The organism is Micromonospora sp. NPDC005298, assembly GCF_040607375.1.
Taxonomy (GTDB): domain Bacteria; phylum Actinomycetota; class Actinomycetes; order Mycobacteriales; family Micromonosporaceae; genus Micromonospora.
This window is the reverse complement of the sequence record NZ_JBEXGP010000001.1, coordinates 454,653-476,210: the sequence shown is the minus strand read 5'-3', so window position 1 is coordinate 476,210 and position 21,558 is coordinate 454,653. Positions and strand designations below refer to the sequence as shown.

Here is a 21,558-nt window from a genome sequence, read left to right as displayed (position 1 = left end):
CGTGGTTCCCTTCAGAACGAGGTGAGGCGCCGGAAGCTGTGGGCGCGCAGGAGGGTCAGGGCGGCCAGCACGACAGTGACGACGACCCAACCGCCGGTGGCGGGCGGCTGGAGGAGCACCGGAAGTTCGGCGGTGGCGAGGCTTGGCGCGACCACTGCGGCGGCCCAGGCCGCCATCAGGCCGATCGCGGCGCGGTGGACGCCGACGAGGGAGCCGAGCAGCAGCGTCGCGGCGGTGAAGGCCAGGCACGGCAGCAGCATCAGCGCGGGGTCCGCCCGGCTGGCGCCGAGGACGGCGAACGCGGCGAGCACCGGGATGACGAGTGCGAGCACCCCGGCGGTACGGCGCAGCAGCATCGTCAGACCGGCCGAGGGGGTGCCGACGATCAGCTCCCAGGCCGGGTCGCCGAGTCTGCTCCAGGCGACCGCGACCCCGGGCAGCGGCGCCAGGGGCGCGAGCAGCAACACGATCGACGGCAACTCGGACAGGAAGTACGTGAGCAGGGCGGCGGTGCCGAGCACACCGGCGGTCATGGCGACCCACGGCAGCAGGGCCGCCACGAACCAGCGCTGCCGCACCGGCGTACGGAAGAAGCTCCTGGATCGTGGCGCGGGCCCGGCGGCGATCCCACGGTCGACGGCCGCCGCGACCTCGGCGACCAGGGCGCGCGACTCGGCGGTGGTGCTGCCGGCCAGGCGGGCACGGCAGTCGGCGCAGCTCTCCAGGTGCACCTCGATCGACCAGACGGTCGCCTCGTCGAGGCCCGGATCGCCGTCGGCGTAGCGGGCGATCTCGTTCAGGGTGGGGTGCGTGGTCATGACAGGGCCTCCCGCAGGACGATCCGGGCGCGGCGGATCCGGGACTTGACTGTGTTCTCGGGTACGCCCAACAGCACGGACGTCTCGCGGACGGTGAAGCCGTCGAGGACCGTGGCGCGCAGCACCGCCCGGACCTCGGGCGGCAGAACGGCGAGGGCCTGTTCGAGTTCCTGCCCGACCCGGCCGGCCAGCACCTCGTCCTCGGCGGCGGGTACGACCGTCTCGACCTGGTGCACCTGCGGCATCCGGGCCTGCCGGGAGCGGCGCCGGAACGCGTCGACCAGGCGGTGCGCGGCGATGGTCCACAACCAGCCGACGGCGCTGCCGCTGACCTGGTCACCGGCGAAGCTGCCGGCCGCCCGCCAGACCGTCAGGTAGGTCTCCTGGAGGACGTCGGCGACCACGTCCGCGTCGGCGCACCGACGCCGCAGCCGCACCTCCAGCCAGGGCGCGGTACGCCGGTACAGCTCGTCGAAGGCTCGCCGGTCACCGCGGGCCACCCGGCGGACCAGTTCCTGCTCGTCGGCCGCGTCCAGACTTCGTCTCACATCAGGTAAGACGATCGCCTCCCCGTGATCGGGTCTCGCATCGGTGTGACCGCCGTCACCATCGCCGTCCGGGTCGGACGTCAACAGCGTTGCGCGGCCCCGGGTCGGCTGGTTAGGTTGGGGCCATGCCCAGCTCGTACGCGTTCCCGACGGCGTCCTCCGACGTCCTGTTCGGCGCGCTGCGACGCCGGCGGTCCTGCGACCGCCCGCGCTGAGCATCCCTCACCTGCGACCGGCGGATCGAGCCGCCGGTCAGCACCGATCGTCCTCGGTCCGCCCGCATCCCCTTCCGGTGATCCGCGAGCGGCGGATCCGAGCGAGATCGGCGTACCCATGGATCTGGAAAAGCTGCTTACCGACCGGCTGGCGCCGGCGTTCGCGACGGTGGCCGGCGTACCGGTGAACCCTGTCGTGCGGCGGTCCGGGCGCGCGGACTTCCAGTCCGACGCGGCGTTGGCGCTGGCCCGGCGGCTCGGCCGGCCGCCGCGCGACATCGCCGCCGAGGTGCTGGGGTACGCCGAACTTTCCGACCTGTGCAGCACGGCTGAGGTGTCCGGGCCGGGTTTTCTCAACCTGACAGTCGCCGACGCGGCCCTGGCCGGGCTGGTGTCCGCGCTCGCCACCGATCCCCGGCAGGGTGTGCCGGTGGTCGCCGAGCCGGAGACCGTGGTCATCGACTACTCGGCGCCGAACGTGGCGAAGGAGATGCACGTCGGCCACCTGCGCTCGACGGTGATCGGCGACGCGGCGGCCCGGCTGCTGGAGTGGCTGGGGCACCGGGTCCTGCGGGCCAATCACCTGGGCGACTGGGGCACCCCGTTCGGGATGCTGATCGAGCACCTGGTCGACCTGGGTGAGGTGGAGGCCGCGCAGGAGCTGTCCGTCGGTGACCTGGATTCGTTCTACAAGGCGGCCCGGGAGGCGTTCGACGCCGACGAGGCGTTCCGCGAGCGGTCCCGGCGGCGGGTGGTGGCCCTGCAGGGCGGCGACGAGGTGACGCTGCGGCTGTGGCGGCTGCTGGTGGAGCAGTCCGAGCGGTACTTCATGACCGTGTACGACAGGCTCGACGTCACCCTCACCGAGGGAGACTTCCACGGCGAGAGCAGCTACAACGACCTGCTCGCCCCGGTGGTCGACGACCTGGGTCGGCTCGGTCTGCTGCGGGAGAGCGACGGCGCGTCCTGTGTGTTCCCGCCCGGCTCGGTGGGCCGGGACGGCGAGCCGCTGCCGTTGATCGTGCGCAAGTCCGACGGCGGGTACGGCTACCCGGCGACCGACCTGGCGGCGATCCGGCACCGGACCGGCACGCTCGGCGCGACGCGGCTGCTCTACGTGGTCGGGCTGCCGCAACGGCGGCACTTCGAGATGGTGTACGCGGTCGCCGCGCAGGCCGGCTGGCTGTCCCCGCCGGCGCGGGCCGAGCATGTCGGGTTCGGCTCGATCCTCGGGGCGGACGGGCGGATGCTGCGTAGCCGGGCCGGCGGGTCGGTGAAGCTGGTCGGCCTGCTGGAGGAGGCCATCTCCCGGGCGACCGCGCTGACCCGGGAGCGGAACCCGGAGCTGGACGAGGCGGAGGCGGCCGAGGTGGGCCGGGCGGTCGGCGTCGGCGCGGTCAAGTACGCCGACCTGTCCAACGACCGGCACCGGGACTACGTGCTCGACTGGGAACGGATGCTGTCCCTGGACGGCAACACGTCGCCCTACCTCCAGTACGCGTACTCCCGGATCCGGTCCATCTTCCGGCGGGCCGGGGTGGCGGCCCGGCCGGACGCGACCGTCTCGCTGGCCGAGCCGGCGGAGCGGGCGCTCGCCTTCGAGCTTGTCGGCTTCGGCCGGGTGGTCGGCGAGGTCGCGGACAACCTGGAGTTCCACCACCTCGCCGGCTACCTGTACCGGCTGGCCGCGGCCTTCAGCGCGTTCTACGAACGGTGTCCGGTGCTGCGGGCCGACGAGCCGGTCCGGGACAGCCGGCTGGTGCTCTGCGACCTGACCGCCCGGGTGCTCCGGCAGGGGCTGTACCTGCTCGGCATCCGGACACCCGAACGGATGTGAGCCGACCTGAAACGCCTGTCGTCACGGGACCTCGGCGGAGGGCAGCGCGTCGCTACGATGACGCCCCGCCGGCGTCGATCGGGGCGCCGCCATGGGGGAGGAAAAGTCCACATGAAACGGCTCAGACGGGCCATCCCGGTGACGGTCGTCGCCGTCACGGCCGCGCTCCTGACAACCAGCTCTCCGGTGTCGGCCGCCACTTCGGCCGATGTGACCCTGACCAGTTGGTCATATCTGGATTCGCAGAATCCGCGCGCGAAGGTCACCGATGCGGCGGTGACGCCGCCGGTCGGCACGTCGAACGACGACGCCGGCCGGGCGCACACCTACCGCTCCTACTTCACGTACGACCTGACCCAACTGAAGGGCACGGTCGTACACAGCTCGTACCTGTCGACGACCGAGGAGACCGTCGCCGACTGCTCCGCCCCGGCCACCATCGAGGTGTGGCGGACCGGCCCGGTCAGGGACAACACGACCTGGCTGCGTCCGCCGGCCGAGCTGGAGAAGCTGCTGACCGCCAAGCGAGGGTCCGCCGGCTACTCCTGCCCGAGCTACCTGGGCTTCGACATGGCGGCCACGCTCAACGCGGCGCTGGGCCGGCGCGACAAGAGCATCACCCTGGAGTTGCGGGTCACCGCCGATCAGGAAGCCGACACGCGGACCGGTCGCACCTTCGAGAAGCCGGCGATCGGCGCGACCGCGAACCACCCGCCCACCGCCACGAACCTCCATCTCGCATATCCGGACCGGCCGTGCGGCACGCTGGCCAAGCCGACGCCGGCAGCACGCAACGTGGTGTTCGCGGCCACCGCCAAGGACGCGGACGAGGGCGACTACCCGTCCCTGCTGTACGCGCTCTGGCCGGTGGACAACCCGGATCAGCGTCGTGAGTTCCGTGACTACGGCGGCACCGACCTGAGCCAGTACGCCCACGGCACGATCCTCGCCTGGCAGGCACAGGCCAGTGACTACTACGACGCGGGCCCGTGGAGCAGGACGTGCTATCTCGTCATGGACCGGAACGCCCCGGCGAATCCCCCGAACGTCTCGTCGCGGACCTATCCCGAGGGCGACACCCCGGGCGGTGGTACCGGCATCGAGGGAACCTTCCGCTTCGACGGGGCCGGCGACCGTGACGTGGTCGCGTTCGCCTGGCGTGACTCGACGGGCAACTACGGGACGATTCCGGCCAAGCGGCCGGGTGGCAAGGCGATCCTGAAGTACACCCCCAAGCCGAGGTACATCAGTGAGCTGTACGTCGCGTCGGTCGACGCGGCGGGCAACCGCGGGCCGGAGAAGACCTACCAGTTCCGGGTCGCCGAGACGGCACCGAACGTCGCCGTCACCGTGAAGGGCGTCGGCCTGCCGAGCACGATCTCGTTTGTCGCGTCGAAGCCCGGGACCACCGCGTTCGGATACCAGCTGAAGGACAGCCCGGAGGTCCGCCTCCCGGCGGTCGACGGCAAGGCGTCCGGTCCGATCACGTTCACCGCCAGCGGCGGAGTCGAGGTGGCCGTCCGGAGTTACGCGAAGAACAAGCTCATCGGGCAGGAGACCGTGCAGGTCTGGGTCACCGACGCCCCCGACGTGGAGTCGGCGGAGTTCAACCTGGACACCGACCAGGTCGCGGGTAAGACCGGCTCGTTCCGGTTCATCCCGCACAGCAACGACGTCGTCGCGTACGAGTACAACCTCGGCGACGAGTGGAAGAGCATTCCGGCGGCCGACGACGACACCGCCGTCCTGGAGTGGACGGCGACGCCGGGCTGGCATTCGATGGCCGTACGGTCGGTGCGGTCGGACGGCTCCACGTCGATGGTGGCGACCCACCAGTTCAACATCATCGACACCCGTCCGACCGCCTACGCCCACGAGCTGGACAGTTGGCCGCGACGGGACGGGGTCGGCGTGCCGCTGGGCATCGAGCTGGAGAGCCAGCTACCGAACCTGACCGGATTCGCCTACCGATTCGACGGCGGGGCCGAGCAGACCGTGTCCAACGAGGGCAACACGTACGCGCTCATCACGGTCACGCCGAAGCACGCCGGCGACAACGTCCTGGTCCTTCAGGCACTGTTGGCGGACGGCACCCGGTCGCCCGTCACCACCTCCACGTTCGCCATCTGGTCCGGTCCCGTGGTCACGTACACGCCCGAGGGCAGCGGCACCGTCGGCCGGCCCGCGACGTTCACCTTCAGCCCGGGGCTGCCGGATGTCGCCTCCTACCGCTACTCGTTCAACGGAGCCGACGAGCAGACGATCGCGGCCGGCCCGGACGGCACCGCGACGGTCACGTACACCCCGGTCTCGTGGGGCTACAACGAGGTGCAGGTCACGAGCGTCGGTGCGGACGGCACCGAATCGGACCTGCGGATGCAGCCCTTCGACGTCCGGGACAACAAGGTCGACGTGTACAGCACCTACGACTGGTCGCGGGTGGGGATTGGCTATACCGGATATTTCTACTTCTACACGCAGCTGTTCGGCGAGGTGACCGAGTACCACTACCGCGTGAACGACGGCCCGGAGCAGGTTCTGCCGGCCAGCACCGACGGCGCGTCGACGCTGGTCGCGGTGCCGTTCGAGCGCAACGGCACCAACACGCTGCACGTACAGAGCCTGACGGCGGGCGGTGAACTCTCGCCCGTGACCGACTACGACTTCACGGTCGGCACCGCGCCCTACGTCGTCAGCGCTGAATATCCGGACGGCACCTGGTCGGGCGGTGGCGGTGTTCCCGGCACCTTCGAGTTCAGCGGCGGCACCGCGGGAATCGTGTCGTTCTCCTGGCGGATCGACGGGGGACCGTCGACGGATGTGCCGGCTGACAGCAGCGGAAAGGCGACGATCTCCTACACCCCTGCGCAGGACTACGAGACGCACACCTTGTCCGTTACCGGCCACAAGGCGGACGGCACGGACACCGATGCGGCCAGCTACTCCATCTATGTGTCGAACGGCGGCTGACGACGCTTCGCCGTGTGCCACGGCCGGCCCCCTGGTGTCAGTGTTCGGGACGCCAGGGGGCCGGCGCCCCCCTCGATCGCGCCGGGGCCGCCGGTTCGACGGCCTGCCCCGGCAGCGCCGGCCAAGCCTGGCGCCGACGGCTGACGTGGCTATCCTCTTCAGGTGCTGGTCCGTGTGGAGATCGTTGACACGGGTCCGGCACTGCGAAGGGACTTTCGACATGCCCCGTGTGGTACCGGCGGTCATCCGCGCGCTCGACGTCCTCGAACTGTTCCTGGACCAGCCTCAACTGTCGGCCCGCCAGGTGATGGAGCGGCTCGACCTGCCCCGCACGACAGTCCACGAACTGCTCGTCACGCTCGAGGCCCGCTCGTACCTGATCTCCGTACCGGGCCAGCCGGTGCAGTATCGGCTGGGTATGCCGCTGTTCCAGTTGGGCGCGGCGTTCGCCGGCCGGCTCGATCTGGTACGTGAGGCGCAGGGCGTCGCCCGCGATGTGGCCGCCAGGTGCGACGAGGCGGTTCACGTGGCGGTGCTCGACGGGGCCGATGTCATCTACCTCGTCAAGTTCGACAGCACCCACCCGGTCCGGATGGTGTCCGGGGTCGGGCTGCGGCTGCCGGCCCACTGCACGGCGGTCGGCAAGATCCTGCTGTCGGGGCTCGGTAAGGCGGACCTGGACGCCGTTCTGCTGAGGGATCCCCTGCCGGCCATGACGCCGGACAGCATCACCGACCCGGACCGGCTGCGCGAACATCTCGAACGTGTCCGCGAGGAGGACGTCGCGGTGGACATCGGCGAGTCCGACAGCGCCATGCGCTGCGTCGCCGCGGCGGTCCGGGACCATTCCGGCGCCATCATCGCGGGGATGAGCCTGTCCGCGCCGATCATCCGCTGGACGCCGCAGGCGCAGGTGGAGTGGACCGGGCTGGTCCGTGAGGGCGCGGCCGCGCTGTCGGCCCGGATGGGCTACCGGGCACAGCCTCGATAGCCGGACTCCCGTTTTCGGCTCGAAATAGCATCGAAACATTGACACCCGTCGCGCGGGTGCTCTAGCGTCGCGTCCACCCGATCCGGTATATCGAACCTAGTTCGAAATTTCGAACGGCGGTGGTCCCGTGACCCGACCGAACTGGAACGTCAGCGCCACTGCCTCGGCCCGGTCGCCGATCGCCCCGGCCCCGCCGCGCCCCTCGGCGTGCGGCACCGGCAACCCACGAACGACCTGATCCCGACGGATGGCCGTCGTGGTCGCCACCAAGAACCCAACTGGAACACAACCATCGCGGCGTTCGCCAGGTACGCCTTCGGCGTGCAGCCGTGCGCGGGCAAATGAAGGAGGCGAGTGTCCATGAAGGACAACCCGATGTGGTCTCGGCGTGGCTTTCTGGGGATGGGGGTCGGCGTGCTCGGCGCGGCCGGTCTGGCCGCCTGTGGAGGCGAGTCCGAATCACCGAGCAAGGTGCAGCCGGAGGTCCCGCAGGAGCTCATCGACGCCGCCGCGGCGATGAAGGGCTCCTCGATGGGGATGCTGTCGCAGAAGCTGTACTCGACGGCGGCGAACGACGCCCTGGACAGCTCGATCAAGAAGTTCGCCGAAACCACCGGCACGAAGATCGAGAACAGTCTGGTCCAGGCCGACGCCGGTGACGTGGTGGCCAAGATCGACGCCGAGGTCAAGGGCGGGGTGGCCCGCGACCTGGCGTTCATGACCGACTCCCGGTTCGTCGCGCAGTTCCAGGCACTCGGCGACCTGGAGGACGTGACGGACGTCGTCCAGGCGCTGACCGCCAAGTACGGCGAGCCCTGCGCCGAGGCCAAGAACTTCTGCGTCTTCGACGGCAGGTGGTTCGCGATCCCGTACCACTTCATCGGTATCGGGTCGTTCCTGCGCAAGGACTGGATGAAGGACAAGGGCATCACCCCCAAGGACATCTACAGCTGGGAGGAGCTGCGCGACCTCTGCCTGGAGATCTCCGACCCGGCCAAACGCCGGTTCGGCTGGGGCATGACGGTGAACCGGTCAGGTGACGGCAACGGCATGATCGAGGCCCTGATCAACGCGTACGGCGGGTCGATCGCCTCCAACGACGGCAGGAAGGTCACCTTCGACTCCCCCGAGACGGTGCAGGCGGTGACCTTCCTGGGCGACATCTACACCAATTCCAAGTACAAGCGGATGCTGCCGCCGGGGGTCGCCAGCTGGACCGACACCAGCAACAACGAGAACTGGCTCGCCGGGATCCTCGGCTACACCCGCAACCAGTTCAGCGTCTACGCGGACTCGCGGACCAAGAAGAACCCGGTGCACGCCAACACCCACGTGTTCTCCGACTGCATCGGCCCGGCCACCAACAATCCCCTGCTGCTCGGCCAGTCGCAGGGCTTCGTCGTCTTCAAGGGTGCCAAGAACCCCCAGCTCGCCAAGCTCCTGGCGCAGTACCTGGTCAGCGCGCCCGCGCTGCTCGGCGTGGCGAAGGAGGCGCCCGGTCTGGTGATGCCCGCCTGGGAGAAGGTCTGGGACGCGGACCCGTTCTTCACGAGCGGCGACCCGGCGTTCCCGATGCTGCGCAAGATCACCCAGTTGCAGCTTCCGCTGAACACGAAGAACGGCCTGACCTTCCCGCAGAAGGCCAGCGCTGGCCAGCAGGCAGTCGGCTCGGCGTACGTCCTCACCGACATGATGCAGCAGGTCGTGCAGGGCACCGCACCTGCGCAGGCAGTGAAGGCGGCCCACACCAAGATGGTGCAGATCTTCAACCAGCAGGGGCTGCCGCAGTGAGCTCGGTCCGTCCCGCGCGGGTCCCGACGGCGAGGAAGAAGCTGCCGTCGGGGCCCGGCTCTCTCACGGCGACCCAGCGGCGGCTGGGTCGTGACTGGCGGATGGCGGCGCTGTTCCTGGCGCCCATGGCCGTGCTGGTCGGCGGTCTCGTTCTCGTGCCGATCGCCCGGTCCATCGTCACCAGCACCACCGAGCGGCACGGGCAGGAATCCGTGTTCGTCGGTCTGGACAACTACCTCCATCTCGTCGACGACGGGCAGTTCCACACGGGCGTGGTGAACTCGTTCGTCTTCACCGCGTACGCCGAGATCTTCAAGGTGGTGTTGGGGCTGGCCGCAGCCCTGCTGCTACACCAACGACGCCGTGGGCGGGCCGTGCTCGCCGGCCTGCTGCTGGTGCCGTGGGTGGTGCCGACGGTGGTGACGGCGTTCAGCTGGCGCGCGCTGCTCGACCCGATCTTCGGCAGTGTCAACACGCTGCTCACCGCCACGGGGATCGGCCCGCTGCTGGCCAGCGCGCACCTGGTCGACAGCTGGCCGGCGGGCTGGCTGTCAGACCCGGAGCTGGCCATGCCGTCGGTGATCCTCGTCAACGTCTGGAAGGGCGTGCCGTTCTTCACCGTGTGTTTCCTCGCGGGGTTGAAGGCCATCCCGGCGGACCTCTACGAGGCGGCCACCATCGACGGGGCCTCGCCCTGGCAGCGGTTCGCGAACGTGACGCTGCCCGGCCTCCGCCACGTGATCACCGTGACGGTGACCCTGTCGTCGATCTGGACGTTCAACAACTTCGACCTCGTCTGGCTGCTCACCCAGGGCGGCCCCGGCGACGTGACCGCGCCGTACGTGCTTGTCGCGTACTCGAAGGCGATCCTGCAGTTGCAGTACGGCGCCGGCGCGGCCGTCACTCTCGTCATGCTGCCGGTCATCGGCGGACTGGTGTTCGTCCTGGTCCGACTGTTACGTCAGGACACCGGCATCAGACTGCCCCGGCGGCGCGGGGCGGCACGGTGGCTCGGAACGCGGCGCTGGGCCCCGACGGCGCGCAGGGCGCTGCCCTGGGTCGTCACAGCGGTGGTCACCGGTCTGCTGCTCTGGGCATCGCCACAGATCTTCTGGAAGGCGGCTGTCGTCCTCGGGGTGATCCTGCTGGTCGCGGCGGCGGTCGGCCGGGTGGTCTCGGCCCTGAACTCCCGGGGCGGTCGCCGGTCGTCGTCAGTGGTGTCGGGCCTGGGGTCCTGGGTGGCGCTGGCAGGCTTGCTCTTCTTCGTGCTGGGCCCGCTGTACTGGATCGCCGTCACGGCCTTCAAGTCCGAGGGCCAGGTCGTCATGCGCACCGACGACCTGTGGCCGACCCCGTGGACCATGGAGCAGTTCAGCGCGCTGTTCGCCAACCAGCCCTTCGGCCGCTGGTACCTCAACACCATCCTGGTGTCCGCCGCGTCCACGGCGGTGGCCCTGGTCTGCGCCGCCCTCGCGGGCTACGCGTTGGCCCGACTGCGGTTCCGTGGCGCGCAGGGCTTCACCGTCACCGTGCTGCTCACCTACGTGATGCCGGGCGCGCTGCTGTTCATCCCGCTGTACCAGATGCTCATCGGCGCGCGGCTCACCGACTCGCTGTGGTCCCTTGTGGTGACGTACCCGACCTTCACGCTCCCCTTCGCCACCTGGCTGCTTGTGGGCTACTTCTCGTCGATCCCCGTCGAGCTGGAGGAGGCCGCGCTTGTCGACGGCTGCACCCGCCTCCAGGCGTTCGGCCGGGTGGTGCTGCCGCTGGCCAAACCGGGGCTGCTGGCGGTCGCGCTCTTCACCCTGACCAACGCCTGGAACGAGTTCCTCTTCGCCTTCGTGTTCATCACGAAGGACGAGTACAAGACGCTGCCGGTGGGGATGCAGTCGATGATCGCCGGAGACGTCGTACCGCAGGGGCAGCTCGCCGCGGCGTCGTTGCTCGTCAGCATCCCCGTGGTCGTCATGTACGCCCTCGGGCAGCGCTTCCTGACCGAAGGGCTCACCGCTGGCGCGGTGAAGGGCTGATCGGGGCCGACCTCAACGATGGTCGCACCGGCAACGAGACGGACCCGTCCGAGCGTTCGCCGCCGCCACCGCATCTCGGCCAGTACTGCTCGGTCGAGATGCGGTGGCGGGCTGGGCCTGTCCGCTAGTCGGCGCTGACGACCAGGACGCCGCTCACGGTGTCCACATACCAGCGCTCGTACTGCTCCAGCCGCCAGCCGCGTTGCCGGACGAGCCAGTCGAAGTTGCGGACGTCCTGGGCCAACCAGAGGATGTCGGCCACCTGTTCGACGTCCAGGTCAGGGCGGAGGCCCCCTGTGCCGACGAGTTCCGCGGCGAACATGGCCATACCGCGGCGGCGGTCGTCGACGTTCTTGCGCCAGATCTCGGCGGCATCCGGATCGGCCGTGGCAGCCCCGGCCAGCGCGAGCATCACCTGAGCCTGTCGGGCGTTGACCTCGGCCAGATGGCGGGCGTAGCGGGTGAGCTTGGCGCGGGGGTCGGCGAGTGCGCGGATCTCCGCGACGAAGGGCCGGTCCGGCAGGGCCACCGGTTCGTCATCGCCGGCCAGGGTGACGTCGACCAGTTGGGAGAGCAGTTGTCGCTTGCTGCCGAACACCGCGTACAGGGTCTGGACCGCGACGCCGGCTTCCACGGCGACAGCGGTCAGCGGTGTGGCCGCGTAGCCAGGGTCGACGAACAGCCGGCCAGCCGCTTCGAGGATCGCTCGCCGGGTCTGTCGGGCCTGCTCCTGTCGGCGGGAAGAGTCATAACGTCTCTTGACAACCACCTCTCAAGTGTAGTGCTCTATTGGATAGAGGCTCACTCTATCGAGAGGCGGCGGCTATGCCGTTCGGTGTGTTGCAGGAGATGCCCGGCGTCAGCGAGGCGGAATACCGGCAGGTGGAACGGCACCTCGGGCCGGACCGGCCCCCGGGTCTCCTCGCCCATGTCGCCGGGCCGACAGAGGCCGGCTGGCGGATCATCAACATCTGGCAGGACGAAGCGGCATTCCGCCGGTTCCAGTCCGAACGGCTGGTCCGGGCCGCTGGCCTGGCGGCACAGGAGGACGGCTTCGACCCGACGAAGGCGGCCCACTTCCGCTCGATGAGCGTCGACGGCACCGAGATGCCGTTCTGATGGCCGACACCGCCAGCCTGCGGGCCCGCAGCGCCGCTTTCTGGGCGGGAGCTGCAGCTGGCTGGATTCGCCACGCCGATCGGCAGGACGGGACCGGTCGACCGCTGGGTGCAGCGGCCATGGATCGACTGGCCGCACGACCCGCCGAACGAGTCCTCGATGTGGGCTGCGGCTGCGGCGGCACCACGGCCGAGATCGCCGCCGCGGTCGGCGAGACCGGCGCGGCGATCGGTGTCGACATCGACGAGGCGATGGTGACCGCCGCTCGGCGCCGGTTCCCCACCGACGGGTACCCGGGCATCCAGTTCCACGTGGCCGACATCGAGACTCTCGATGTCGTGCCGGGTGCCCCGTTCGACGCGGCGTTCTCACGAATGACCCTGATGCTGTTGGCGGACCCGGTCGCCAGCTGCCGCACGATCCGGCGATCACTGCGCCCGGGAGGGCGCCTCGCCGCGACCGTCTTTCGCGACAGCGGCGTCAACCCGTGGCTGTCCGCGGCGATGCTCGGTGCCGCACCGCATCTCGGACCGCTACCACCGCTCCCGGTCGGTGACGAGCCCGGTCCGTTCGCGTTCGCCGACCCCGCCCGGCTCGTCCGGATCCTCACCAGCGCCGGCTTCACCGCCGTCACGATCACGCCGTGCGATGTCGCCCTGGAAACTCCGGACGACGCCGACGCGGTGGCCGAATGGCTCATCGAGGTCGGCCCGGCCGGTGCCGCGTACCGGGCGGCTCCGCCGGCTGGGCAGGCTTCGGCCCGGGCGGGAGTCGCCCGGCTGCTCGACCGGTTCCGTGAACCTGGCGTCGGCTACCGACTGCCCGCCGGCCTCTGGCTCGTCGCCGCAACCTCCGTCGGGGCTGACAACCCGTCCGCCACAGCCGCTACCCACCAACAATCACGTCAGGACGAAACCCGATGAGAACGATCCGTTTGCTCGCGCCATCCGTCTGCCTCGTGCTGGCTGCGACGGCGTGCACCGGAACCGACGCGCCCGAGCCCGGGGCCGCGGCACCGGACAGCCCTCCAACAACCGCCGCCGCGTCCAACGCGGCCGGATCCGCTCCGGACGGTGGCTCCACGCAGGTGTCGGCGAAGGAGGTGTGTGCCTACCTGGACGGCCAGTTGCCGACGCTGAAGGGAATCGGGTCCGAGACGGGGGTCATGGCCAACCTCACCGTGAACCTCTATTCCTGGTACGAGAAGCAGGGTCCCGTGCCGACCGGCCGGCAGATCGACGACCAGACCCGACAGGGATGCCCGGCAACCCGGACCGAGGTGCTGAAACTCGCCGGCATGGAGAGCTTCGAACGGCTGTAGCCGCCGCGAGACTGTCATGACCTCGGCGAATGGCCTTCACCACGGTGGCCGCTGGTCAGTGCCGGGCCATGTTGACGGCCACGCGAGACCGAACTCATCCGGTCGTTCCTGGTGTCGATCGCCGCCACGGTGCTGCTCTGGCGCATCTACATCTACCGTGCCGGGGAATTGTCGGCGTCAGCCATCGCAGGCTCCCGCGATCCGGCCCGCCTCGGACTGTCGGCGTTCTACGCCCACCTGGTCATGGTGGCCGGTGTCGTCGTCGCAGCGGTCGGCGCCGAACTCGTCATCGCCCATCCGTCCGGGCATCCTGAACCGGCCTGGATCGCGATCATCCTCGGCGGACCGGCGCTGTTCCTGGCCGGGCGCTCCCGCTTCGAGTACGTGGTCTTCAGCCGGGTGTCCCGGGACCGGCCGATCGGACTGGCCGCCCTGGCCGCCCTGACGCCGTTGATGCTCCTCGTACCGCCGATCGTGGCCGCCCTCGCCGCCGCCGTGGTCCTGGCCGGGGTCGTCATCTCGGACGCCGCCCGCGCGAGAGGACGTCCATCTGAGGTGCCATCGCCGCCTGGATAGCCGGCCAGGACCCACGCCGTCACCGTCGCAGCTGTTTCTCGAACCAGTGGTGGGCGTAGCGCTCGGTGTTGTACGCCTCGATCTCCCGGTAGCCAGCCGCCCGGTACATGGCGATCGCCTCGGTGAGGTTGCGGTTGGTGTCCAGCCGGACGGCCGTCGCGCCATGCTCGGCGGCGTACCGTTCCAGCTCGCCCAGCAGCCGCCGCCCGACGCCGAGCCCGCGTACGGTGTCGGCCACCCACACGCGTTTGATCTCGGCGGGCGCATCGCTGTGGAGCTTGACCGCGCCGCAGCCGATCGGTTCGGTGTTGAGGGTGGCGAGCAGGAGCACGCCGGCGGGCGGGACGAGTGCCTCGTCGTGAAGTGGGTTGCTCAGCGCCGGGTCGAACCCGTCGTCGAATCGACGGGCGATGTCCCGGGCGTACGCGCGCAGGCAGGCCCGGGCCCGCGGGTCGCTCGGCGGGCACGCCTCGATGACGACCATCGACCCGACGAGGAGGCGTTCGACCTCGGCCATGGCGGCGACGAGTCGTTCGCGCCGGTGCTCGCTGAGTGGTTCGAGGATCGAGGCGGCGAGGTCGTCCGACCGCTCGTCGAGGTCGGCCCATGCCGTACGGCCGGCGTCGGTGAGCGTGGCGGTGCGGACCCGGCCGTCACCGCTGGCCTGGTCGGCCGGCCCGACGGTGATCAGGCCGTCGTTCGCCAGGATGCGCAGGAGTCGGCTGAGGTATCCGGAGTCCAGGCCCAGCCGGGCGCGTAGCGCGGCGACCTCGGCGCCGGCGGGGCCGATCTCCCAGAGCAGGCGGGCCTGCCCGAGGGGTCGCCCCTGGGCCATGTACTCGTCGTCGAGCGCACCCACCCGTTGGGTGACCGTCCGGTTGAACCGCCGTACGGCGGCGATGAGCGCGGAGTCCATAAGCCTGACTTTAGTCAGGGTTCCGGATGCGGTGGTAGGAGAGGATGCCGGCGTGGTCCAGGACGACCACCGCGAGCGCCACCCCGGTGGCGACCGCGCTGACCGCCAGCAGCGGCAGTCGCAGGACGGCCGCGCCGACGGCCAGCACGAGCAGGGCCACCACCCGCGGCCAGGAGAGCCGTCGGTGGATCGACAGCGAGAAGAGGATCCGCCCGACGAGGAACAGCATCGGACCGCCCAGGATGACGACGGCCGCGGTCATGTCGGCCGCCCTGGTGGGGTGGGCGATGCTCAACTCCGCCCCGACGGCGGTGACCACCAGCCCGGCGATCATCACAAGGTGCAGGTATCCGGTGATGACGCCGAGCCGGGACGGGTCGGCGTGCTCGATGGCCGGCGCCAACCGCTGGCCGGCGGGCGTCACGTAGAGCAGACCGGTCAGCACGGCGGTGGCGAAGACCAGCAGGAAGGCCGCGGTCTGCGGGAGGTCGAGGTGGGTGCCGGCGTACGAGAGACCGGCGACCAGGACAAGTTCGCCCAGCGCAATGATCATGATTTGCTGGTACCGCTCGGCGAAGTGCTCGCCGGCGAGGCGCAACTCCTGCCCGCTCGTCCGTCCTAGCCGTGGGGTGGGCCAGCCGATTCGTGGGCCTGTGAAGTCGAGGGCGAGGGCGAGCACCCAGAGCGGCACCCGCCACTCCGGCAGGAACCCACCGACCAGCCACGGCACGGCGGAGACACCGAACCAGCAGAGGATCCGCACCGCCCTCTTCTGGCGGGGGTGACCGCGCAGCGCGAACGCGGTCACCGTGCCCCGCGCGATGTGGACCGCGACGTACGCGCCAGCGAAGAGCAGGCCGCGCCCGTCCAACGCCTGCGGGATCGCCACCCCGGCCAGCAGGCTGCCCAACGCGGCGACGACCAGCAGCCACCGGACCAGCGGGCTCTCCGGGTCGTACCAGTCGGCGAACCACGTGGTGGTCACCCAGATCCACCAGACCCCGGCCAACAACAGTGCGGTACGCAGCGCGCCGGCCAGGGTGAGGTCGTGCAGCAGGTGCCCCGCCAGTTGACTGAGGGCGAGCACGAACGCCAGGTCGAAGAAGAGCTCAAGGAACGAGGCGCTCAGCGGTGAGTCGCTGCCCCGCAGCAGCCGTTCGGGCCTGCTCGCCATCGGCGCTCCTCCCGGTGGCACGCACGCCCCGCGTCCGTCGTACCACCCGAGGCTGGCCGCCGGAGCCGAAAGCGGTCAGCGGCGCAGCGACGACCCGCTGACCCCTCGTGTCGTTGATCCGGCAGCGCCCACGGTCGTCGCTGACCACGGTGGGGGCACCGACTCAACGAGGAGGGACGCCGATGACCGCAGAGCGGGAGACCGTGCAGGTCGATCACGACCTGTTCCGCGCCGTGTACGACTCACCCGCATCACTGCCCGGCCGACACCGCTGGACCACCCCGGAGTCGGACGTCCGGCGGCTGGAGAAGCTGCTCGGCATGCCGGCGCGCAGCATCGGCGCCCCGCTCTGGGTCAGCGGCGACGAACCGGACTGCCCGAAGTGCGGCCGACGGGTCACCTGGTACGACATCGTGTCGTCGGCGCTCTCCGGCCTGCACGACAAGGCCATGATCGCCACCGTCATCCTCGGCGAGCGCAAGTACGTCAACACCGGCATCCCGGACGCCATCGCCGGCGTGCGCTGCGCCGACTGCCACACCGCGATCGACGGCCTGCGCAGCTTCAAGTGCCACAACTGGGCGTACGCCTTCGAGGAGTTGGAGGCCGTCCGCGAACGGATGGCCGGCGGCCTCCCGCCGGGCTGACCGGGCCGCCGGCCCCTCCCGTTGGTCCGACCCGGGCCGCCGGCACCGGGCCGCCGGCAGGCGGTCCCGAGCTGGTGCGGGAGTCGGTCGAGGCGGCTTAGTCGGCCGAGCGACGGGTGGGACGGCGGCCGGGCGGGGAGGGCGGCTCCGGCCCCGGGTCGGGCACCGGGGGCATCGGCCGGGTGACCGGCTCCGCGCCGGTGACCCGGGCCGACTCACCGTGGTGCCACAGCTCGACCTCGGTGTCGGCGGCGGCGTCGGGCAGTTCGTAGCGGGCCTCGGTGGGAGTCAGCGTGACCAGCAGCCGGTGACCGCGCCAACGCAGGCTGAAGGCCAACCGGTCGATCCGGCGCGGCAGCCGGGGGTCGAAGGAGAGCACCGCCCCGTCGTCGCGCAGCCCGCCGAAACCCTGCACAAGTGCCAGCCACGCACCGGCCAGCGAGGCCAGGTGCAGCCCGTCGGCGGTCTTGTCCCCCAGATCCGCCAGGTCTTGGAGGACCGACTCGGCGAACAGGTCGTACGCCAGATCCAGGTGCCCGACCTCGGCGGCCAGCACCGCCTGCGGGGCGGCCGAAAGCGACGAGTCGCGGACCGTGCGGGCCTCGTAGTAGGCCAGGTTGCGGGCCTTCTCGGCGGCGGTGAACTCACCGGGGCAGAGCTGCATGGCAAGCACCAGATCGGCCTGCTTGACCACCTGCTTGCGGTACAACTCCAGGTACGGGAAGTGCAGCAGCAGTGGGTAGTCGTCCTCGCTCGTGTTCGCGAAGTCCCACTCCGGTTGCTGGGTGAAGCCGGCGGCCTGCTGGTGCACCCCGCGCTCGTGGTCGTACGGGATGAACATCGCGTCGGCGGCGGCCCGCCAGCCGGCCACCTCGTCGTGGTCCACGCCGAGCCGACCGGCCACGTCGGGGTAACGCTCGGCGGCGTCCGCCGCTCCCCGCAGGTTGCGCTTGGCCATCAGGTTGGTGAAGGCGTTGTCGTTGACCAGCGCGGCGTACTCGTCCGGGCCGGTCACGCCATGCAGGTGGAAGTCACCCTCGTCCGACCAGTGCCCGAAGCCGTGCCAGAGCCGGGCGGTCTCCACCAGCAACTCCAGCCCTGCCTCGGCGAGGAACCGCTGGTCGTCGGTGGCCGCCAGGTAGCGCAGCACCGCGTCGGCGATGTCGGCGTTGACGTGCAGCGCCGCGGTGCCCGCCGGCCAGTAGCCGGATGATTCCCGGCCGCCGATGGTGCGCCACGGGAAGGTCGCGCCGGTCAGTCGCAGCTCGCGGGCCCGCTCCCGCGCCTCCGGCAGGTGGGCGTGCCGCCAGCTCAGCGCCGAGCGGGCCACCGTCGGAGCCAGGTAGGTGAGCACCGGCAGGACGTACGTCTCGGTGTCCCAGAGCACGTGCCCGTCGTAGCCGTTACCCGTCAACCCCTTCGCCGAGATGGTCCGGTCCCCGTCCGGGCGGCCCGCCTGGATCAGGTGGAACATCGCGAACCGGACCGCCTGCTGGAGCTCCGGATCGCCGTCGAGCTGCACGTCGGCGACCTGCCAGGCCGCGTCCAGGGCGGCACGCTGGTCGGCGAGCAGAGCGTCGAAACCGTCCGCGCGGGCCGCGTCCGCCTCGGCGACCACCAGGTCGGCCAACTCGTCCACGGGCGTCCCGTCCACGGGCGTGCACTCGTACGCGGCGAACTTCGTCAACCGCAGCCGCTCCCCCGGGTGCAGCCGCCCCGCCACCGTCACCCGTACCCGGTCCGGGATGCCGTCGCCGCTCACCGTCACCGTGTCCGGCGCGTCCACCAGGTGGCTCACCGCCACCGCGACCCGCTGGCCGCTGCGCTCGGTACGGTGCACCAGCACCCCGTCCAGACCGTCCGCGCGGTACGCCTCACCGGCCAGCGGATCACTGAGCGTCGAGGCGGCCCGCGGGTCGTCGGAACTCTCCGGCACCTTCTCGTTGGCCAGCAGGTCCGAACAGATTCGCAGCTCGACGGGCCCGTCCAGCGGCTCGACCTCGTACCGGACGGCGGCCACCGGACGGCGGGGCAGGGAGACCAAGCGGGTGCTGCGAACGAGCACCCGCCGCCCGGTCGGCGAGATCCACTCGGTTTCCCGGCGCAGGACCCCCGCCCGCAGGTCGAGCACCTGTTCGTGGCCGCGCAGCGTCCCGGTCCGCAGGTCCAGCGGCTCGTCGTCGACCCAGAGCCGGATCAGTGCGGCGTTCGGCGCGCTCACGACAGTGTCGCTGGCCTGGGGAAACGCGTACCCCTCCTCGGGGTAGCTCAGCTCGCGCCGCTCGTGGAAACCGTTGACGTAGCTGCCCGGCATCCCACACGGCGCGCCCTCGTCGAGGACTCCACGCCAACCGACCCACCCGTTGCCCAACGCGAAGATCGACTCGGTTTCGCCGAGCCGGTCCAGGTCCGCCGCCGTACGCCTGATCCGCCAGGTCTCGTCCTCCTCCACCCCGGCAGCGGGCGGCGGTTGGTCGGTGGTCGAACTGGTGTGCACGAAGCCTCCTGGTGTGCCGACGTCCGCGACCAGCCAAGCAGAAACGCCTGAGTGATTGCTGGACGAAGGTCGTGGGGCCGACCTGACCTCCGTCCGCAGCGGTGCCCTCTGCCCCGTTCCCACGATGTCTCCTCGGTGAACGGGGTATGAACATCTAGTGAGGTGATGCATGGTCGACAACGGCAGCATTGACGTTCCGGACATCAGCGCCGAGTGGTACCGCGACGTCGTCGACGCCGCCGCCGCCAGCCCCGACCCGTTGCGGTGGTTCGTGGGACACGCCACCGAAGGGGTGATCCTGCTCCTCGGCGCGCTGCTGGTCGTGGCCGCGCTGAGCCGCCTGTCCGGCGGCCCCCGCGACCGCGCACTCGCCCTGATCGCGCCCGTGCCGACTCTCCTGGCGTACGCGGGCAGCGAATGGCTCAAGACCCTGGTGGACGAGGACCGCCCCTGCCGGACAATCGGCCGGGCGATCATCGCGGGTGCCTGCCCACCGCCCGGAGACTGGTCGTTCCCCAGCAACCACGCCACCATCGCCGGCGCCCTGGCGGTCACCACGCTGCTGCTCTCCCGCCGACTCGGCCTGGTCGCGCTGCCGCTGGCCGCGCTGGCCGCCTTCTCCCGGGTCTTCGTGGGCGTGCACTACCCCCACGACGTCGCCGCAGGCGTGCTGCTCGGCGCCCTGGTCGCCGCGCTGCTCACCCCACTGCTGGCCCGCCCGACCGCCGAGGCTCTCCGCCGCCGCGCCGACCGCGCCGCCCGCCCGAGCCCCAAGCTGGCGAGCCGCTCCCGCCCCTGACCGCCGGAGGCCGGGGTCAGGTCGTCAGGAGCAGGGCTGCTGCCGTACCCAGCAGGAGGAACGGGCCGAACGGGAGGTGGGTGCGCCAGCGGGCCCGTCGGGCGGCCAGCAGTCCCAGGCTGACCAGCGCGGACAGCCCGAACGTGAGCAGGATCCCGAGCAGCAGTACCGGCCACCCGTACCAGCCGAGCAGCGCACCCACGCTGAGCGCCAGCTTGGCGTCGCCGAGCCCGAAGCCGCGGCGGCCGAGCAGCAGCGTGCTGCTGGCGAAGAGCAATGCCAGCCCGGTTCCGGCGGCGACGGCGCGCAGCCATGGGCCCGGGGTGGTGTCGGCGAGTGCGGCGAGGCCGAGCAGCAGCCAGGTTCCGGCGGCGGCCGGCAGGGTGAGTCGGTCCGGCAGGCGGTGCACGGCCAGGTCGACGGCGACTGCGGGGATCGTCCAGCCGAGCCACCAGGCCAGCGCCGACAGCGGCCCGATCGGGGGCCCGACCAGCGCCAACAGCACGACTGCGCCGAGGGCGGCCAGCTCGATGCCGCCGGCCGGCGGGCCGACCCTCGCCCGGCAGCGACCGCAGCGGCCGGTCGGGCCGAGCGCCGGCCAGGGCCTGGTCAGGCCGATCGGGGCGCCGCAGGCATCGCAGCCGGTGCGGTTGGCGGTGCCCGACGGTACGCCGTGACGCAGGGCCGCCAACCGCAGCGGCGGGCTGATCGCCAAGGTGGCGAGCACGGCCGGGAGGCGGTGGCGACCAGTGACCGGGTGGTGTCGCGCCGTTGGTGCCCGATCTTCGCCCCGGTCGGCCGGGTTCGGTGGCCCGGGAGTGGGCGTCGCGGGGCCGGTCAGTGCCATGTCGCCCGCTCCGATCCCACGGCGTGCCCCATCAACGTGAACACGGATCGTGACTGGACGGTCGCTCCGGTGTAGCGGATGGCGCAGAAAGCGACCTGCGCGGCGGGGCGTCGGTGGGCGTTGCGGGCAGCGTTCGGGCCGACGGCCCGGTCGAGCCAGCGGGTCGGTTCGTCGGCGGGGTTGCCCGGTGCGACGCCGGGATGACGCCGCGATGTCCCACTCCCGCCACCGGAGGGAGGGTCGGTGCGACTCCGCCCGAGCCGGCGACGCTCGACCGGCGACGGCCGCTCGTCCGGCATTTGATCGGGATGCAGCACGGACACCCGCCACCACCACCTGCCATCACGGAGCGTGTTCGATTGAATTGCCTCTGTTGCATCGGCGGTCGTCAGCTTATGCTCGCCCCTTGAGCGTGACGCAAGCCTCACTACAACAACTGGACGACACAGGACCTTGCAT

At 70.9% G+C, this 21,558-nt stretch carries 18 protein-coding genes; 11 read left to right on the top strand and 7 right to left on the bottom strand.

Going from position 1 to position 21,558, the window contains the following annotated elements; genetic code table 11:
- Positions 1–11: 11 nt before the first annotated feature.
- Positions 12–818, bottom strand: a complete 807-nt coding sequence (locus tag ABZS77_RS02315) for a zf-HC2 domain-containing protein (RefSeq protein WP_354815847.1) — start codon at positions 816–818, stop codon at positions 12–14.
- Complete coding sequence (locus ABZS77_RS02310; protein WP_354815844.1) at positions 815–1,366, bottom strand: sigma-70 family RNA polymerase sigma factor; 552 nt, start codon at positions 1,364–1,366, stop codon at positions 815–817. Before ABZS77_RS02310 ends, ABZS77_RS02315 begins: the two co-directional genes overlap by 4 nt.
- Before the next feature lie 333 nt (positions 1,367–1,699).
- On the opposite strand from ABZS77_RS02310, the gene argS reads away from it, so the two are divergent.
- The 5 genes from argS to ABZS77_RS02285 all read left to right on the top strand — a co-directional run bounded on the left by argS (position 1,700) and on the right by ABZS77_RS02285 (position 11,203).
- On the top strand, positions 1,700–3,418 hold the full coding sequence (gene argS / locus ABZS77_RS02305) for an arginine--tRNA ligase (RefSeq protein WP_354815841.1): 1,719 nt from the start codon (positions 1,700–1,702) through the stop codon (positions 3,416–3,418).
- A 111-nt stretch (positions 3,419–3,529) separates the two neighbouring features.
- Complete coding sequence (locus tag ABZS77_RS02300) at positions 3,530–6,388, top strand: hypothetical protein (protein WP_354815838.1); 2,859 nt, start codon at positions 3,530–3,532, stop codon at positions 6,386–6,388.
- Between the two features lie 220 nt (positions 6,389–6,608).
- Positions 6,609–7,379 carry an IclR family transcriptional regulator gene (locus ABZS77_RS02295; RefSeq protein WP_354815835.1) on the top strand — a complete coding sequence of 257 codons (771 nt, stop codon included), beginning with the start codon at positions 6,609–6,611 and terminating at the stop codon, positions 7,377–7,379.
- Positions 7,380–7,739: 360 nt separating this feature from the next.
- Positions 7,740–9,170, top strand: coding sequence for an extracellular solute-binding protein (locus ABZS77_RS02290; protein WP_354815832.1), 1,431 nt, complete (start codon positions 7,740–7,742; stop codon positions 9,168–9,170).
- 101 nt (positions 9,171–9,271) lie between these two features.
- Positions 9,272–11,203, top strand: coding sequence for an ABC transporter permease subunit (locus ABZS77_RS02285; protein WP_354815829.1), 1,932 nt, complete (start codon positions 9,272–9,274; stop codon positions 11,201–11,203).
- Positions 11,204–11,327: 124 nt separating this feature from the next.
- Here ABZS77_RS02285 and ABZS77_RS02280 read toward each other — a convergent pair whose 3' ends face one another.
- Positions 11,328–11,972, bottom strand: coding sequence for a TetR/AcrR family transcriptional regulator (locus ABZS77_RS02280; RefSeq protein WP_354815826.1), 645 nt, complete (start codon positions 11,970–11,972; stop codon positions 11,328–11,330).
- Between the two features lie 56 nt (positions 11,973–12,028).
- Here ABZS77_RS02280 and ABZS77_RS02275 point away from each other — a divergent pair, with 56 nt between their 5' ends.
- From ABZS77_RS02275 to ABZS77_RS02260, 4 genes are all read left to right on the top strand, one after another.
- Positions 12,029–12,322 carry a hypothetical protein gene (locus ABZS77_RS02275; protein WP_354815823.1) on the top strand — a complete coding sequence of 98 codons (294 nt, stop codon included), beginning with the start codon at positions 12,029–12,031 and terminating at the stop codon, positions 12,320–12,322.
- 119 nt (positions 12,323–12,441) lie between these two features.
- Positions 12,442–13,245, top strand: coding sequence for a methyltransferase domain-containing protein (locus ABZS77_RS02270; RefSeq protein ID WP_354815820.1), 804 nt, complete (start codon positions 12,442–12,444; stop codon positions 13,243–13,245).
- The gene (locus ABZS77_RS02265; RefSeq protein ID WP_354815817.1) at positions 13,242–13,643 is read left to right on the top strand and encodes a hypothetical protein; all 402 of its coding nucleotides are present in this window, start codon (positions 13,242–13,244) and stop codon (positions 13,641–13,643) included. The genes ABZS77_RS02270 and ABZS77_RS02265 overlap by 4 nt, the downstream gene beginning before the upstream one ends.
- Positions 13,644–13,739: 96 nt before the next feature.
- Entirely contained in the window at positions 13,740–14,219 is a 480-nt protein-coding gene (locus ABZS77_RS02260) for a low temperature requirement protein A (RefSeq protein WP_354817110.1), read from the top strand.
- Positions 14,220–14,238: 19 nt separating this feature from the next.
- On the opposite strand, the gene ABZS77_RS02255 is transcribed toward ABZS77_RS02260, so the two are convergent.
- Positions 14,239–15,135, bottom strand: coding sequence for a helix-turn-helix domain-containing GNAT family N-acetyltransferase (locus tag ABZS77_RS02255; RefSeq protein WP_354815814.1), 897 nt, complete (start codon positions 15,133–15,135; stop codon positions 14,239–14,241).
- Between the two features lie 10 nt (positions 15,136–15,145).
- A complete protein-coding gene (locus ABZS77_RS02250) occupies positions 15,146–16,309 on the bottom strand; it encodes a low temperature requirement protein A (RefSeq protein ID WP_354815812.1) in 1,164 nt (387 codons plus the stop codon).
- Positions 16,310–16,491: 182 nt separating this feature from the next.
- Between ABZS77_RS02250 and ABZS77_RS02245 the strand changes: the two genes are divergently transcribed.
- A complete protein-coding gene (locus tag ABZS77_RS02245) occupies positions 16,492–16,956 on the top strand; it encodes a hypothetical protein (protein WP_354815809.1) in 465 nt (154 codons plus the stop codon).
- A gap of 97 nt (positions 16,957–17,053) precedes the next feature.
- Here the strand turns inward: ABZS77_RS02245 and ABZS77_RS02240 are convergent, their stop codons facing one another.
- Positions 17,054–19,453, bottom strand: a complete 2,400-nt coding sequence (locus tag ABZS77_RS02240; RefSeq protein ID WP_354815806.1) for a glycosyl hydrolase family 65 protein — start codon at positions 19,451–19,453, stop codon at positions 17,054–17,056.
- 169 nt (positions 19,454–19,622) lie between these two features.
- Between ABZS77_RS02240 and ABZS77_RS02235 the strand changes: the two genes are divergently transcribed.
- Positions 19,623–20,252: a phosphatase PAP2 family protein gene (locus ABZS77_RS02235; protein ID WP_354815803.1), complete on the top strand. Its 630-nt coding sequence runs from the start codon at positions 19,623–19,625 to the stop codon at positions 20,250–20,252.
- A gap of 16 nt (positions 20,253–20,268) precedes the next feature.
- On the opposite strand, the gene ABZS77_RS02230 is transcribed toward ABZS77_RS02235, so the two are convergent.
- Positions 20,269–20,979, bottom strand: coding sequence for an A24 family peptidase (locus ABZS77_RS02230; RefSeq protein ID WP_354815800.1), 711 nt, complete (start codon positions 20,977–20,979; stop codon positions 20,269–20,271).
- Between the last annotated feature and the right edge of the window lie 579 nt (positions 20,980–21,558).

What these genes read in the sequence shown, in the direction of transcription:
- ABZS77_RS02315 (WP_354815847.1), bottom strand. Translation starts at nt 818, where the DNA reads ATGACCACGCACCCCACCCTGAACGAGATCGCCCGCTACGCCGACGGC.
- argS (WP_354815841.1), top strand. Translation starts at nt 1,700, where the DNA reads ATGGATCTGGAAAAGCTGCTTACCGACCGGCTGGCGCCGGCGTTCGCG.
- ABZS77_RS02300 (WP_354815838.1), top strand. Translation starts at nt 3,530, where the DNA reads ATGAAACGGCTCAGACGGGCCATCCCGGTGACGGTCGTCGCCGTCACG.
- ABZS77_RS02295 (WP_354815835.1), top strand. Translation starts at nt 6,609, where the DNA reads ATGCCCCGTGTGGTACCGGCGGTCATCCGCGCGCTCGACGTCCTCGAA.
- ABZS77_RS02290 (WP_354815832.1), top strand. Translation starts at nt 7,740, where the DNA reads ATGAAGGACAACCCGATGTGGTCTCGGCGTGGCTTTCTGGGGATGGGG.
- ABZS77_RS02285 (WP_354815829.1), top strand. Translation starts at nt 9,272, where the DNA reads ATGGCGGCGCTGTTCCTGGCGCCCATGGCCGTGCTGGTCGGCGGTCTC.
- ABZS77_RS02275 (WP_354815823.1), top strand. Translation starts at nt 12,029, where the DNA reads ATGCCGTTCGGTGTGTTGCAGGAGATGCCCGGCGTCAGCGAGGCGGAA.
- ABZS77_RS02270 (WP_354815820.1), top strand. Translation starts at nt 12,442, where the DNA reads ATGGATCGACTGGCCGCACGACCCGCCGAACGAGTCCTCGATGTGGGC.
- ABZS77_RS02265 (WP_354815817.1), top strand. Translation starts at nt 13,242, where the DNA reads ATGAGAACGATCCGTTTGCTCGCGCCATCCGTCTGCCTCGTGCTGGCT.
- ABZS77_RS02255 (WP_354815814.1), bottom strand. Translation starts at nt 15,135, where the DNA reads ATGGACTCCGCGCTCATCGCCGCCGTACGGCGGTTCAACCGGACGGTC.
- ABZS77_RS02250 (WP_354815812.1), bottom strand. Translation starts at nt 16,309, where the DNA reads ATGGCGAGCAGGCCCGAACGGCTGCTGCGGGGCAGCGACTCACCGCTG.
- ABZS77_RS02245 (WP_354815809.1), top strand. Translation starts at nt 16,492, where the DNA reads ATGACCGCAGAGCGGGAGACCGTGCAGGTCGATCACGACCTGTTCCGC.
- ABZS77_RS02235 (WP_354815803.1), top strand. Translation starts at nt 19,623, where the DNA reads ATGGTCGACAACGGCAGCATTGACGTTCCGGACATCAGCGCCGAGTGG.